Origin of the sequence: Halomonas sp. CKK8 (assembly GCF_029625235.1) — a bacterium.
Classification (GTDB): domain Bacteria; phylum Pseudomonadota; class Gammaproteobacteria; order Pseudomonadales; family Halomonadaceae; genus Halomonas; species Halomonas ventosae.
Genome location: NZ_CP121193.1, coordinates 2,548,862 through 2,562,900 on the forward strand (window position 1 = coordinate 2,548,862; position 14,039 = coordinate 2,562,900).

Consider the following 14,039-nt stretch of genomic DNA (forward strand, 5'->3'; position numbering starts at 1 on the left):
ATGAAAGCACAGCCGCCACGTGACCAGGCCACCGAGACGCCTGCCGACGACCCCGTCACCCGCTTCCGCCACGCCGACGACCCGGGGTGGCACTGGCTGGAGAACCGCGACGACCCGGCGGTCACCGACTTCCTGGAGGCGGCCAACGGGGAGTCGCGCCGCTGGTTCGCCCCCCTCGACGATCTGGTCGAGCGCCTCTACCACGGCCACCTGGCGCGCCGCGAACTGGCCGTGCACGGGCTGAGGACGCCGCTTGACCACTACACGGTGTGGAGCGAGACGGCGGTGGACGCCGACTACCCGGTCTGGTGGCGCCACCCCAATGGCGACCCCGATGCCGCGGAGTGCTTCCTCGACCTCGAGGCCCGGGCCAGCGAGCACGACTTCCTCGAGGTGGGGGACATGGCCCTCTCCCCGGACGAGGCCTGGCTGGCCTGGAGCGAGGACACCCGCGGCGACGAGACCTATACGCTCTATCTCAAGCACCTGCCCGACGGTGAGCCCAGGGTGCTGCTCGAGGAGATCGGCCCCGAGATCGGCTGGGCCGAGGACAATGCCACCCTGCTCTTCACCCGCTATGACGCCACCCAGCGCCCCGAGAGCATCTGGCGCCTGCCGCTGGAGGCCGGCAGGGCCGGCGAGCCGGCACTGGTGCTGCGCGAGGAGGACCCGGAATTCTGGCTGGGCCTCGGCAAGACCCGCTCCCGCGAGTGGCTCATCCTGGAAAGCGCCTCCAAGGACACCAGCGAGAGTCACCTGATCCCCGCCCGGGCGCCGGCCACCGTGCCACGCTGCTTCCGAGCCAGGGAAAGCGGGGTGGAGTACGCCCTGGACCACCGCCCGGGCCACTTCTATGTGCTTCACAACCGCGAGGCCACCCACTTCCGGCTGGACGTGCTCGCCGAGCAGCGACTGGGCGAGGCCGACCCCGCCAGCGACTGGCAGCCGCTGATCGCCCATCGCGACGATGACACCCTGGAGGGCGTCGATGCCTTCGACTGGGGGCTGGTGGTCGCCGAGCGCGACCACCACGAGGCCCAGGTGCACCTCCGCATCCTCGAACTGGATGCCGACCACGCCATCACCCGCGACGAGCGGCTACCCCTGCCGGAGCTGCCCTGCAGCCTGGCTCTGGGCGACGCGCCCCACTTCGATAGCCGTCGCCTGCGCCTGCGGGAGGAGTCCTTCACCCTGCCGGTGACCTGGCTCGAGCATGACCTCGACAGCGGCCAGCGGCGACTCCTCAAGCAGCAGCCCATCCATGGCGACCTGAGACCCGAGCAGTTGGTCTGTGAGCGGCTCTGGGCGACCTCCCACGACGGCGAGCGGGTCCCCGTCTCGGTGGTGATGCGAGCGGACCTCGCCGGCCACCCCTTACCCACCCTGCTCTACGGCTACGGCGCCTATGGCGAGGTGCTCGATCCCTGGTTCTCGGTTGCCCGGCTCGAGCTGCTGGCACGCGGTGTGGCCTTTGCCGTGGCGCATGTGCGCGGCGGTGGCGATCGCGGCGAGCCCTGGTACCTGGCCGGCAAGCTCGAGCACAAGGCGAACAGCTTCCACGACTTCCTCGCCGCCCGCGACGCCCTGGTCGAGAAAGGCTTCAGCGACGGCGAGCGCGTTGCGGCCTACGGCGCCAGTGCCGGGGGGCTGCTGGTCAGCGCGAGCCTCAACCTGGCCCCGGAAGCCTTCTGCGCCGCGGTCCTCGACGTCCCCTTCGTCGACGTGCTGCGCACCATGGAGAACCCCGACCTGCCACTTACCACCGCGGAGTACACCGAATGGGGCGATCCCCGCGAGCCCGAGGCACGACGCCGCATCGGCAACTACTCACCGCTGGACAACCTCTCGGCACAACCCTGGCCGGCGGTCTTCCTGCAGGGCAGCTGGCACGACACCCGGGTGCCCTACTGGGAACCCGCAAAGCTCTATGCTCGCCTCAGGGAACTGGGCCGCAACCAGGGCAGTGAGGGTCACGCTTCAAGCGACCGCCGCCCCGCGGATCGCCGCCCCATCCTGCTGCGCACCGACATGGCCGCTGGCCACGGCGGGGCCTCGGGACGCTTCAAGGCCTGGCACGACAACGCCCGCCAGGATGCCTTCCTTCTCTGGGCACTGGGGCTCGAGGGCCGGGACGCCTGATCCTGTTGTCCAGATCGCAAGGGACCCGGCCGAGGCCGGGTCTCTTGCATACCGATCAGGCTGCAGTGGCGTCAGCTGCCACCGCCGGCACCGCCACCGGCACCACCGCCGGAACCACCGCCAGAGCCGCCGCCGGAACCACCACCGGAGCCGCCGCCGGAACCACCACCGGAGCCGCCGCCGGAACCACCACCGGAGCCGCCGCCGGAACCACCGCCGGAGCCGCCACCGGAACCACCGCCGGAGCCGCCACCGGAACCACCGCCGGAGCCGCCACCCGAGCCGCCGCCGGAACCGCCACCCCCACCACCGGAATGAATCAGGCCGTTGTCACCACTGCCATCGTCGGTGCCGTCATCCGTGCCGTCATCGCTGCCGTCGTCGGTGCCGTCATCGCTGCCGTCGTCGGTGCCGTCATCGGTGCCGTCGTCGGTGCCGTCATCGGTGCCGTCGTCGGTGCCGTCGTCGGTGCCGTCGTCCGTGCCGTCATCGCTGCCGTCGTCGGTGCCGTCATCGGTGCCGTCGTCGGTGCCGTCATCGGTGCCGTCGTTCGTGCCAACATCGGTACCATCGTCCGTGCCGCCACTCGTATCGTCGTCGGCGCCGCCATCGCTGGCGGCCAGCACGACGTCACTTCCGTCGCGTGCGCTGGACAGGGCCGTTCCCCGGTCTCCGGCGCTCGGCGGGTAGAGCAGCAGCAGCTGTTCGGGGCTTTGCCGCGTCGGCAGCCATGACTGCAGCTGCGCCATCTCCTGGTCGTCGAGTACCCGGCCCTCGTTCATGAGGTCGTTGAACATCGCCGCCATTTCGTCGTCGCTGAGAGTCTGTCCACTCCACGAGGACGACTGCGCCGCCACACCGGAAGAGGCCAGGGCACCCATCGCCAAGGCAAGCGCTAACTTGCTGAAACCTTTCATGATGCATCCCCTCGTCGTTATCCCATGCCCCCGGACGTGACACGCCATGCTCACGTTCACGCTGGACAACAAACTGTTACACACAGCAAAGCATCGTCCTCGCCGGTGATCGGCGCCATAGGACGAAGCCATGAAACAAGGGGCGCTGGGGTATGAGCGTGGACGCCTACCGCGTATGAGGCGTCTCAGACATGGAGCGGAGGGCGCCCCGATGCAGGGCGTGGATCAGGCGTCGATGGGCAGGATAGCGATGATGTGCTCCTCGAGCTCCTCCTCGGGCACCTCGCGTTGGGAGACGGCGAAGCTGCGCACACTGACGCCCTTGCGGTGCATCCGTTCGGGCCCGCCGGCGATCAGCGGGTGCCAGGCGGCCAGCTTGCGACCCTCCGCGACCCGACGGTAGGCACAGGACTTGGGCAGCCAGCGAAAGTCGTCGATGCGCTCGGGCGTCAGCTGCGTGCAGTCCGGCACCTTGGCAAAACGATTGTCATAGTCGCCGCAGCGACAGCTCGCGATATCCAGCAGTTCGCAGGCGACGTTGAGCACCGCCAGGTCGCCGCTCTCCTCATCCTGGAACTTGAGCAGGCAGCACTGGCCGCAGCCGTCGCAGAGCGCCTCCCACTCCTCGTCGGTGAGCTCCGCCAGATCGAAGCGCTCCCAGAACCGCTCTCTCATGATCTTTCCTCCGCGGCGTCAGGCGCGATGAACGGGTTGCACGCAGCTTCGGGCGCGGAAAAGCGAATTTCGCGCGGCGTCGGGCACGGTACTAGTTTAACGCGCCCGACCCCGAGCGAAGCTAATACCGTGCCTCGGTGGGGGTGCGGTAGAGGTCCAGCAGGTAGTCCTCCTTGGCCGGCGGCATCTGCAGGTAGTAGCCCTTGTCGCGGATGGCAGCCATGACGTCAGTGGCCCTGGCTCGCCCCAGCGATTTCTCGGGAGTGAGGATCAGGGTCATGGCCGACAGCGGCTTGCCGAACTGCTCGAGCAGCGCCTCGGGCACGTCCACGAGGCCCTGGCGCTTGTCCACGTAGAGATACATCTGCTCCTTGCGCGCGCTCTTGAAGACCTCGCACAGCAGCTTGTCACCCCGCATGCGGTCATCGCTCATCGGGATACCTCCTCCAGGGCCGCCGTCAGGCCCGCATTCAGTCGGTCGCCGCGCCAGCCGCCGGGCAGCGGTAGCGGCTGGCCCGTGAGGTCGGCGCCCACCAGGGCCTCCAGGTCACGCCGTTTCAGCAGCACCTCCGGCGCCACGCCGAGCGCCTCCGCCTCGGCATTCACCACTTTCTTCAGTGCCTTGAGGCGCTGCTTGAACTCGGGGGCCATGGGCGAGAGAGGCGCCGGCGGCAGCTCGTGTTCGTCGATGTTCAAGGCCTCGCGTACCAACCCAAGAAGCTCATCGCCCTCACGCTTGATCAGGGGCGGTTTGAGGCCCTCGACCCGGGCCAGCTCGAAGCGGTTCTCCGGCAGCTGTTCGGCGATGGCATAGAGCAGCCGATCGGGCACCAGCCACCCCCGTGGCACATCACGACGCCGGGCTTCCCCCTCACGCCAGCGGGTCAGGCGTCGGTAGGCCTCAACCTGACGCGGCGAAAGCCGCCACAGCTGGCGATGGCGCAGGTACCACTGGCCATCGGCGGCGTCGCTGCGGGCCGACTGGGCCACCAGGTCGGCACAGTCCGCCTCGACCCAGGCCCGACGGCCCTGGCGCTCCAGCGCCTCGCGCTGGTGATGCCAAACTTCAAGCAGGTAGACGACGTCGAGGGCGGCATAGAGCCGCTGGGTCTCGCTGAGCGGGCGCTTGAGCCAATCGGAGCGGGTCTCGTCCTTGGGCAATGTCTCGCCGACCCAATACTCCACCAGCCGCTGGTAGCCCATGGAGGGCACCTCGCCGAGCAGCGACTGGGCGATCTGGGTATCCACCAGCGGCGCGACCGGCACCCCGGCCCAGTGGGCGAAGACCTCGAGGTCCTCGCTGGAAGCATGCAGCAGCTTGAGCGGTCCCGACGAGAGCAGGCGCCGGAAGGCCTCGGTACAGGCCACCTCCAGGGGGTCCACCAGGAAGGCGGGGCCGCCCGCAGTGAACTGGATCAGCGCCGGCACCGGGTGGAAGGTGCTCTCGCGGAAGAACTCGGTGTCCAGGGCGATGACGTCGGCCGTCGCCACCTCGGCACAGGCGGCATCCAGGGCCTGGGGGGTATCGATCCAGCGAATCTCGGGGGTCAGTGGCATGCGGGATTCCGGCAGGGAAAGGGGTGTCACTCGCCCCGGAAGGGCAGGCGACCATTGAAGGCGCGGCTCAGGGTGCCACCGTCGACGTACTCGAGCTCACCGCCCATGGGGACACCATAGGCCAGCCGCGAGAGCGAGACGCCCAGTGGCGAGAGCTGGGCGGCGATGTAGTGGGCGGTCGCCTCACCCTCCACGGTGGGGTTGGTGGCGAGCACCACCTCCTCCACGCCGCCCTCGGCGACGCGCGCCTCGAGCTGGTCGAGGCCGATGTCCTCGGGGCCGATGCCGTCCAGCGGCGAGAGGTGGCCATGCAGCACGAAGTAGCGACCGCGGTAGCCGCCGGCCTCCTCGATGGCGAGCTGGTCGGCGGGAGATTCCACCACGCAGAGCACGTCATCGTCACGTCGTGCGCTCGTGCAGATGCCGCAGACGTCCTCCTCGGTGAGGGTCCGGCAGCGTCGACAGTAGCCGACCTGCTCCAGCGCCACGTCCAGCGCCTCCACCAGACGCCGGCCACCGTCGCGGTCGCGCTCGAGCAGATGCATGGCCATGCGCTGGGCCGTCTTGGGCCCGACACCCGGCAGCACTCGCAGCGACTCCATCAGTCTCTCGACCAGCGGGGAAAAGCTCATCGGCAGTCCGTCTCGGCGTCGCTCAGAAGGGCATCTTGAAGCCCGGCGGCAGGTTGAGGCCGGCCGTGGCCTCCTCCATCTTGGCCTTGGAACTGGCCTCCACCTTGCGCACCGCGTCGTTCACCGCCGCGGCCAGCAGGTCCTCGAGCAGCTCCTTGTCCTCCTCCATGACACTCTGGTCGATATCGACCTTGCTCACGTCATGGCGTCCGTTCATGGTCACCTTGACCATGCCGGCCCCGGCCTCGCCCAGGACCTCGGCCTTGGCGACCTCCTCCTGGACGCGCTGCATCTTCTCCTGCATCTCCTGGGCCTGCTTCATCAGGTTGCCCATTCCACCCTTCATCATGGCGGATTCCTCTCGTCGTTGGTGTGTCCGTTGGCAGCGGCGCGGCTCAACCGCGAGCCTCGGCATCGGCGGGCTTGACCGTGGATTCGATCAACCGCGCACCGAAGGCCTGCTGCAGTTTCTGTACATGGGGGTCACGGCTCAAGGCTTCAATCGCCTCGGCATGTCGCTGGGCAGCCAGACGGTCGGCCTGCTGCCTGGGGGTCTCGACCTCGGGTGGCAGCGCGCCCGGCGCCAGTGCCAGGCGGCGCTCGACCCCGATCGCCGCCAGCGCCTCGCGAATGCGCGTCACGTGGACCTCGGCCTGCATCGCCTCCTGGGAGGGGTCGAGGCGCAGCGTGAGCTGTTCGCCGTCGTCGGCCTCGACCACGCAGTGGGCGGCCAGGTTGCGGGTCAGCCCGCCCAGCCCCAGGGAGTCGAAGCAGGCCAGCCAGTCGGCATGGCCGAAGTGCCCTTCCGCAACGGGCACGGGGGCCGCCTGGGTGTCGGGCGCCTGAGGCTCGGCAGCCGCCGGTGCCGCCATCGCCTGCTGTGCCGGGCGTTCCGTTGCCACGGGGTCATGCGACGCGGATGGCGCTGCCATGCCTGGCTCGGGCTCGCCCCCTGGCGCTGCGGGTGCCGACGCGGCCGCGCCTTCCTCTTCCCGTTCGACCCAGGGGGGAGGCGTGTCGTCCGGCGACGGGGCCGACTCAGCCTCGGCGGCCGGCGCCGGTGGGGGAATGTCGGCAGGCGGACTGGCCGCCGGGGTCTCGGCGGGCGGCTCGGGCGCAGCCTGGGCGGGCCGGGGTGAGGGGGGGGGCTCGGGGGCCTCCCCGTCCTGCGGGGGCGTTTTGCCACCCGCCTCTGCGCCGCCGGGCTCGCCCTGGCCCCGCATGGGCAGCGGCGTCTGCGCGGGACGCGGCACGCCCTGGGGGCGGAAGGCCAGCATGCGCAGCAGGGTCATCTCCAGGGCGGTGCGCAGGTCCGGGGCATGTTCCATGTCGCCACGGCCCTGGATGCCGATCTGGTAGTAGAGCTGGATGTCCTCGGCGGTGAAGCGCGCGGCAAGCTGGAGCAACGCCTCGCGGTCGCCATGGCCGTTGTCCACGGCATCGGGGACCATCTGGGCGATGGCCAGGCGGTGGAGCACGCCGGTGACGTCGTCCAGCACCGCGGCGAAGTCCGGGCCCTGCTCGGCCAGGGCGGCCACCTCGGCGAGCAGCCGGGGAGCATCCACCGCCGCCAGGGCCTCGACCAGCGCCAGGACATGGCGATGGTCGAGGGTTCCGAGCATCGCCGCCACGTCGGCATGGTGCACCTCGCCCTGGCCGAAGGCGATCGCCTGGTCGGTGAGGCTCATGGCATCGCGCATGGAGCCCTCGGCGGCCTTGCCGAGCAGCCACAGGGCACTCTCTTCGAAGGGCACCTCCTCGGCCTCGAGCACCTTGGCCAGGTGGCCGACGATGCGCTCGGGCGGCATGTGCTTGAGGGTGAACTGCAGGCAGCGCGACAGCACCGTAGGGGGGAGCTTCTGCGGGTCGGTGGTCGCCAGCAGGAACTTCACGTGAGGGGGTGGCTCCTCCAGGGTCTTCAGCAGGGCATTGAAGCTGCTGGTGGAGAGCATGTGCACCTCGTCGATGAGGTACACCTTGTAGCGCCCCTGGGTCGGCGCGTACTGGACGTTGTCGAGCAGTTCGCGGGTATCCTCCACCTTGGTGCGCGAGGCGGCGTCGACCTCGATCAGGTCGACGAAGCGCCCCTCGTCGATGGAGCGGCAGCTGTCACACTCGCCGCAGGGTGTCGAGGTCACCCCCGCGTCGCCCTGGCCGTTCGCCGTGCAGTTCAGGCACTTGGCCAGGATCCGTGCCAGGGTGGTCTTGCCCACCCCGCGGGTCCCGGTGAACAGGTAGGCATGGTGCAGGCGCCCCTGGTCCAGGGCATTGACCAGCGCGCGCTGGACATGCTCCTGGCCGACCAGTTCATGGAAGGTACGCGGTCGCCACTTGCGGGCCAGAACCTGATAGCTCATGCAGCGCGGGATCCTTGCGGTAAAGCGAACAGCAGCTGTGGGGTGACGGACGCCGGGGCCTGCATGGACCGGGCACGATGTCCGACTGGGACCGGACATTCTAGCGACCGGGGCGCCCTGCGGGAAGCGGCGCCCGGCTCAGGCCTCGCGAACCAGCCCTCCGCCGCCCCAACGGTGCTCGAACTGCTCGGCGGTGAGCGGCGGACTCAGGTAGTCGCCCTGATAGGCGGGACAGCCCAGGGCCTTCAGAAAGGCCAGCTGTTCGGCAGTCTCCACCCCCTCGGCGATCACGTCCAGCCCCAGGCGCTCGGCGATCGACAGGATAGCGGCGACGATCGTCTCGTCATCGGGGTCACCCGGGACGTCGGCAACGAAGGACTGGTCGATCTTGAGGCACTGCACCGGCAGGCGCTTGAGGTAGGAGAGCGAGGAGTAGCCGGTACCGAAGTCGTCCACCGCCAGCTCGACACCCAGCTGACGCAGGCCGTGAAGCCGCTCGAGCCCCTCGTCGGCATGGCCGATCACGAAGCCCTCGGTGATCTCGAGCTCCAGTCGCGAGGGCGAGAGCCCGCTCTCGTGCAGCGCGGTCCGCACATCACCCACGATATCCCCTTGCACCACCTGCAGTCCCGAGAGATTGACCGAGACCCGCAATGGCAGGCCCCTCAGTTCCCACTGCCGCGCCTGGCGACAAGCCTCGTGCAGCACCCAGCGGCCAATCGCATGGATCAGGCCGGCCTCTTCGGCCAGGGCGATGAAACGCCCGGGGCCGATCAGCTGGCCCTCGGGGGTCGTCCAGCGCACCAGGGCCTCGGCCCCGAATACCTGGTCGCCGGCCACCCTCGCCTGGGGCTGGAAGTGCAGCACCAGCTCGTCACGCTCCAGGGCACGGCGCAGCCCGGTATCCATGGCGAAGCGTTCGCGGCTCGCCTCACCCAGTTCGGGGGTAAAGAACTGCCAGGTGTTGCGCTTGAGGGCCTTGGCGCCGTACATGGCGGTATCGGCATGCTGGATCAGCTCCTCGGCACTGCGCCCGTCGCGCGGATAGACGCTGATGCCGATGGAGGCTCCGATGAAGATCTCATGCTCATCTATATCGAAGGGCTGCACCAGGGCATCGATCAGCTTCTGTGCCACCCGGCCGGCATCGGCAGGCTCGTGCAGGTTCTGCATCACCAGCAGGAACTCGTCCCCTCCCAGCCGCCCCAGCGCGTCCTCGTCGCGCACCACCCGGCCCAGTCGCTGGCCCACCGCCTGGAGCAGGCGATCCCCCAGCGGATGGCCCAGGCTGTCGTTGATGCCCTTGAAGTGGTCGAGGTCGAGAAACAGCACCGCCAGCTGCCCATGCGCCGCTTCCGCACGCTCCAGGGCCATGCCGAGTCGCTCATTGAGGTGCGCCCGGTTGGACAGGCCGGTCAAGGGATCATAGTTGGCCGAGATGCGCAGCCGCCCGGCCTGATCGGTGATGCGCGACAGCAATGGACTGATGGTGCGTGCCGTGACGAAGGCGCCCAGGGCCATCAGCACCAGCACCAGGATGGCGGGCCAGCGAAGTTCGTGGTAGGCCGAGCCATAGAACGCCCGGGCGGGAATCTGCACCAGCAGCCCCCAGCCGCGGGAAGCCAGGGGCACGTATACCAGCACGCGCTCGCCCCGCCAGCCGCCCTCACGGAACAGCCCGGCCTGCCCCCGCTCCAGGGCCTCGCGGACCCGGTCGGGCATCAGTGGCGAGGAGTTGGCCCGCGTCAACGTCCCCTCCTCATCCACCGCCTGCAGGTTCTCGCCGGAGGGACCCAACAACCACTGCCGGGAGTCACCGGCGAAGCGCGTGGCATCGGCGAGCAACGCCGTGATGCCCGACGGGTTGAAATAGAGCACGTCGGTGCCGATGCGCTCGCTGTCCATGGAGATGATCGGCGCCGCCACCTCGATAAGCAGCTGATCATCATGACGGACCAGATGCATGCTGCCAGGCCGGGGGGCCTCCGCCCGCCCAGCGCCCGGTGATGGCCAGGGCGTGCGACCGATCGTCACCAGCGGTTGGCCCGCCGGTCCGAGCCGTACCAGCCCTACCAAGTCGGGGGACTGCAGCATGGCATCCACCAGCCGCGGCGTGGTGAAGGCGACCAGCGACTGACGATCCAGGGCCTGCTCGGCATAGCGCGCCAGGCGGCGGCGGATCTCGGTGCGGCTGGTGAACTGCCGGGCCAGGTCCCGGTAGCGCGCCAGCAGGTGCTCCAGTGATTCCGCCTGGGCGGAGGCACTGATCAGGGTATTGGTCTCCAGCGCCTGGCGATGGGCCTGGAACAGGGGCCAGGCCGTGGCGAGGCCGACCAGGGCCCCGGTGACCAGGATGCCGAGCATGGCCAGCAACACGATGCGCCGCTGCGATCGTCGCATCACTGCGAGCCACCCGAGAGCGTGCTGATCGCAATGCGCGCAAACCGCATGCCGGCATCGCGCCACATCCGAACGGCTTCGTCATCCCCTGGAGTGTTGTGCATGCTTCGCCCCCGGCCCTCGCAGCCCTAGTGTGGCCTCACGCTCGTTAAACGCCAAGCCCGCCGACGACTGTCAGGTCCCGCCAGGGCCGATGGCACGCTACTGCACGCTCTCCTGCTCGCCGAAGCGCCCCTCGAAGAGGGCCGAGGAGAGATAGCGTTCGGCGCTGTCGGGCAGGATGACGACGATGTTCATGCCCTGATACTCCGGCAGGCGGCCGAGGCGCACCGCGGCCGCCACGGCGGCACCGCAGGAGATACCGCAGAGGATGCCCTCCTCCTGCATCAGCCGATGCGCCATGGCCATCGCCGCCTCGTTGGTGACCGTCTCGACCCGGTCGACCAGCGACAGGTCGAGGTTGGCCGGCACGAAGCCAGCACCGATGCCCTGGATCTTGTGGGGCATCGGCGTCGCCGCCTCGCCGTTGATTGCCTGGGTGATCACCGGTGAGTCGCTGGGCTCCACCGCCACGGTGATGACCGCCTTGTCCTGGCCCTGCTTGAGGTAGCGGGCCACCCCGGTCAGGGTACCGCCGGTCCCCACGCCGGCCACGAAGATATCCACCTGGCCCTCGGTGTCGGCCCAGATCTCGGGCCCCGTGGTGGTCTCGTGGATGCCGGGGTTGGCGGGATTCTCGAACTGCTGGGGCAGGAAGTAGCGGCCGGGGTCGGCGGCGGCGAGCTCCTCGGCCCGGGCGATCGCGCCGGGCATCCCGCTGGCTGGCTCGGTCAGCACGATCTCGGCGCCGAGGGCCTTGAGCACCTTGCGCCGCTCCAGGCTCATGGAGGCCGGCATGGTCAGCACCAGCGGGTAGCCGCGGGCGGCGGCCACGAAGGCGAGCGCGATGCCGGTGTTGCCGCTGGTGGGCTCGATGATCGTCATGCCCGGCGTGAGCACGCCACGAGCCTCGGCATCCCAGATCATCGCCGCCCCGATGCGACACTTGACCGAGTAGGCCGGATTGCGGCCCTCGACCTTGGCCCAGATCGTCGCCCCCTCGTTGACCCGATTGAGCCTGACCAGCGGGGTGTTGCCGATCGATCGGGAGTTGTCCTCATAGATGCGTGGCATGGGGCTTCCTCGTCGGGTTGGGCATGCCATCAGTGTAGGCCGGAGTGGCTCAAGCCCCCTCGAATCCGCTCAGCACGTTCACCGCATTGAGGCCGATCTCCGCCACGGCGTAGCCGCCCTCGAGCAGGAAGACGGTGGGCAGACCCAGCTGCCCCAGCCGACGTCCCACGTCGGTGAAGTCGTCGCTGGCCAGCTGGAAGGCACTGATGGGGTCATGCTCGAAGGCATCCACGCCCAGGGAGACCACCAGCAGCTCGCAACCGGCGCCGAGGATACGCGCCTTGGCATCCTCCAGCGCCTTCACCCAGGCGGCATAGTCGGTCCCGGGCGCCATGGGGTAGTTGACGTTGAAGCCCTCCCCGGCCCCTTCCCCGGTCTCGTCGGCGTGCCCCAGGAAATGCGGGAAGCAGTGCCGCGGGTCGCCGTGCAGGGAGAGGAAGAGCACGTCGTCGCGTGCATAGAAGATCTGCTGGGTGCCGTTGCCGTGGTGGAAGTCAACGTCCAGCACCGCCACTCGCGTACGGCCGGCGTCCAGCGCTCGCTGGGCGGCAATGGCGGCGTTGTTGAAGAAGCAGTAGCCGCCGAACTGGTCGGTGGCGGCATGGTGGCCCGGTGGACGGCACAGGCCGAAGGCCGGCTCGCCGGTCGCCAGCACGTGGTCCACCGCGGAGAGCGCGATATCCTTGCTGGCCATGGCCGCCTCGAAGGTGCCCTCGCAGATGGAGGTGTCGGCCCCCAGCGCATAGTGGCCCAGCCGGCCGTCGATGTGGTCGGGGATGAGCCTTCCCGGCATGGTCCGGGTGGGCCAGATCCAGGCGATCGCTTCGCCCTTGCGACCGGCGGCGACCCAGTCCGCCCAGCAGTGTTCGAGGAACTCGACATAGCCCGGGTCATGGACGGCCAGCACGGGCTGCAGCCCGTGGACGACCGGCTCACGGACTTCGCCGAGGCCGCTCTCCCGGACCCGCTGCAGCACCAGGTCGACGCGTTCGGGACACTCGTAGGGGGTTACCAGCTGGCCGCCGTCCAGTTCGGTGCGCGCCCGGCGCAGCTTGGTGGTCTCGCTGTGAAAGGTGATCATCCTGCCATCCTGTATAGGGTCATCGCCTGACCATGCCATGCGCCAGGCAAGCGCGCCATGCCCGACGAGCCGACAGGGACCGGCCCCGCTCGTCGTGTCAGGCCACCGGCTCCCCGGTGTAGTCCGCCACCAGCTCCCGCCCCCGTTCGCGCAGGAACCCCAGGGCGCGGGCACGCTTCCACTCCCCCCGATAGACCAGGCCGAAGCCGAACGCCATGGCCGGATGGAACGGTCTCACCACCACCTCGTCACGGGACGAGAGCTGGTCCCTGGCGGTCACCGGATTCATCACCGTGATCCCCACGCCGTTGGCCACCAGCGACGCGATGGTGCCGATATTGGCCTCGGTCTTGCCGGCGATCCGGATACCGTGGCGGGTGGTCAGCTCGAGCAGCGGGTTGGTGCTGATGCTCGGCTGGTTGCTGATCACCAGGTGCTGGTCGCGCAAATCCTCGACGCCGATCTGCGCCTTGGCCGACAGGGGGTTGGCCGCGGGCATCAGGCAGACCGCCTCGGTGGTGAACCAGGGCTCCACCTCCAGCACTCGCGAGGCCACCGGCAGGGTGACGAAGCCGATATCGGCGTGGCTCGACTCCACGGCCAGCTGGACCTCGTGGCTGGACATCATGTCGAGACTGACGCTGAAGCGACGGTTCTCCTCGAGCAGGGCCGCCACCAGGCGAGGCACGAAGCCGAAGGAGAGACCGGGAATCGAGGCGATCCGCAGCCGCGAGGTGCCGAACTCCTTGAGCGCCAGCACGCTGTGGCGCAGCTCCTCGATATTGCCCATCAGCCGCAGGATCTCGTCGTAGAGCTCACCGGCCTCGGGGGTGGCCACCAGGCGGTTCTTCTCGCGCAGGAACAGCTGGATCCCGAGGTTCTCCTCGAGCTGGGACAGCGACCGGCTGACCCCGGACTGGGTGATGCCCAGGGTCCGCGCCGCCTGCGATGCGCTGCCCGCCTCGTACAGCGTCTTGAAGATCGCCAGCGCCTTGAGGGAGTGAATGGTCACGCTTGCCATGACTCAAACTCATTGAATACGAAAGAAACATCATATATTGAAATATGCTAGTGACGCTACCTAGACTGCATTGAGCCTCCCCTCATC

12 protein-coding genes are annotated in these 14,039 nt (G+C 69.0%); 1 reads left to right on the forward strand and 11 read right to left on the reverse strand.

Annotated elements, in window-relative coordinates:
• A complete protein-coding gene (locus P8934_RS12090; RefSeq protein WP_278031266.1) occupies positions 1-2,139 on the forward strand; it encodes a prolyl oligopeptidase family serine peptidase in 2,139 nt (712 codons plus the stop codon).
• Between the two features lie 71 nt (positions 2,140-2,210).
• Here the strand turns inward: P8934_RS12090 and P8934_RS12095 are convergent, their stop codons facing one another.
• The 11 genes from P8934_RS12095 to P8934_RS12145 form a co-directional block, all read right to left on the reverse strand.
• Positions 2,211-3,056 (reverse strand): hypothetical protein, encoded by an 846-nt coding sequence (locus P8934_RS12095; RefSeq protein ID WP_278031267.1) that lies wholly within the window; start codon positions 3,054-3,056, stop codon positions 2,211-2,213.
• Positions 3,057-3,281: 225 nt separating this feature from the next.
• A complete protein-coding gene (locus P8934_RS12100) occupies positions 3,282-3,731 on the reverse strand; it encodes a YcgN family cysteine cluster protein (protein ID WP_278031268.1) in 450 nt (149 codons plus the stop codon).
• Positions 3,732-3,852: 121 nt separating this feature from the next.
• The gene (locus P8934_RS12105; protein WP_278031269.1) at positions 3,853-4,164 is read right to left on the reverse strand and encodes a YcgL domain-containing protein; all 312 of its coding nucleotides are present in this window, start codon (positions 4,162-4,164) and stop codon (positions 3,853-3,855) included.
• Positions 4,161-5,288: a ribonuclease D gene (rnd, locus tag P8934_RS12110; RefSeq protein WP_278031270.1), complete on the reverse strand. Its 1,128-nt coding sequence runs from the start codon at positions 5,286-5,288 to the stop codon at positions 4,161-4,163. Before rnd ends, P8934_RS12105 begins: the two co-directional genes overlap by 4 nt.
• Before the next feature lie 26 nt (positions 5,289-5,314).
• Entirely contained in the window at positions 5,315-5,920 is a 606-nt protein-coding gene (gene recR / locus P8934_RS12115; protein WP_278031271.1) for a recombination mediator RecR, read from the reverse strand.
• Positions 5,921-5,942: 22 nt separating this feature from the next.
• The gene (locus tag P8934_RS12120) at positions 5,943-6,269 is read right to left on the reverse strand and encodes a YbaB/EbfC family nucleoid-associated protein (protein WP_106230431.1); all 327 of its coding nucleotides are present in this window, start codon (positions 6,267-6,269) and stop codon (positions 5,943-5,945) included.
• A gap of 46 nt (positions 6,270-6,315) precedes the next feature.
• Positions 6,316-8,277 carry a DNA polymerase III subunit gamma/tau gene (dnaX, locus tag P8934_RS12125; RefSeq protein ID WP_278031272.1) on the reverse strand — a complete coding sequence of 654 codons (1,962 nt, stop codon included), beginning with the start codon at positions 8,275-8,277 and terminating at the stop codon, positions 6,316-6,318.
• A 138-nt stretch (positions 8,278-8,415) separates the two neighbouring features.
• On the reverse strand, positions 8,416-10,677 hold the full coding sequence (locus tag P8934_RS12130; RefSeq protein WP_278031273.1) for an EAL domain-containing protein: 2,262 nt from the start codon (positions 10,675-10,677) through the stop codon (positions 8,416-8,418).
• Between the two features lie 201 nt (positions 10,678-10,878).
• Positions 10,879-11,850 (reverse strand): cysteine synthase A, encoded by a 972-nt coding sequence (gene cysK, locus P8934_RS12135; protein WP_278031274.1) that lies wholly within the window; start codon positions 11,848-11,850, stop codon positions 10,879-10,881.
• 49 nt (positions 11,851-11,899) lie between these two features.
• Complete coding sequence (locus P8934_RS12140) at positions 11,900-12,931, reverse strand: histone deacetylase family protein (RefSeq protein ID WP_278031275.1); 1,032 nt, start codon at positions 12,929-12,931, stop codon at positions 11,900-11,902.
• 97 nt (positions 12,932-13,028) lie between these two features.
• A complete protein-coding gene (locus P8934_RS12145) occupies positions 13,029-13,952 on the reverse strand; it encodes a LysR family transcriptional regulator (protein ID WP_278031276.1) in 924 nt (307 codons plus the stop codon).
• Positions 13,953-14,039 lie beyond the last annotated feature (87 nt).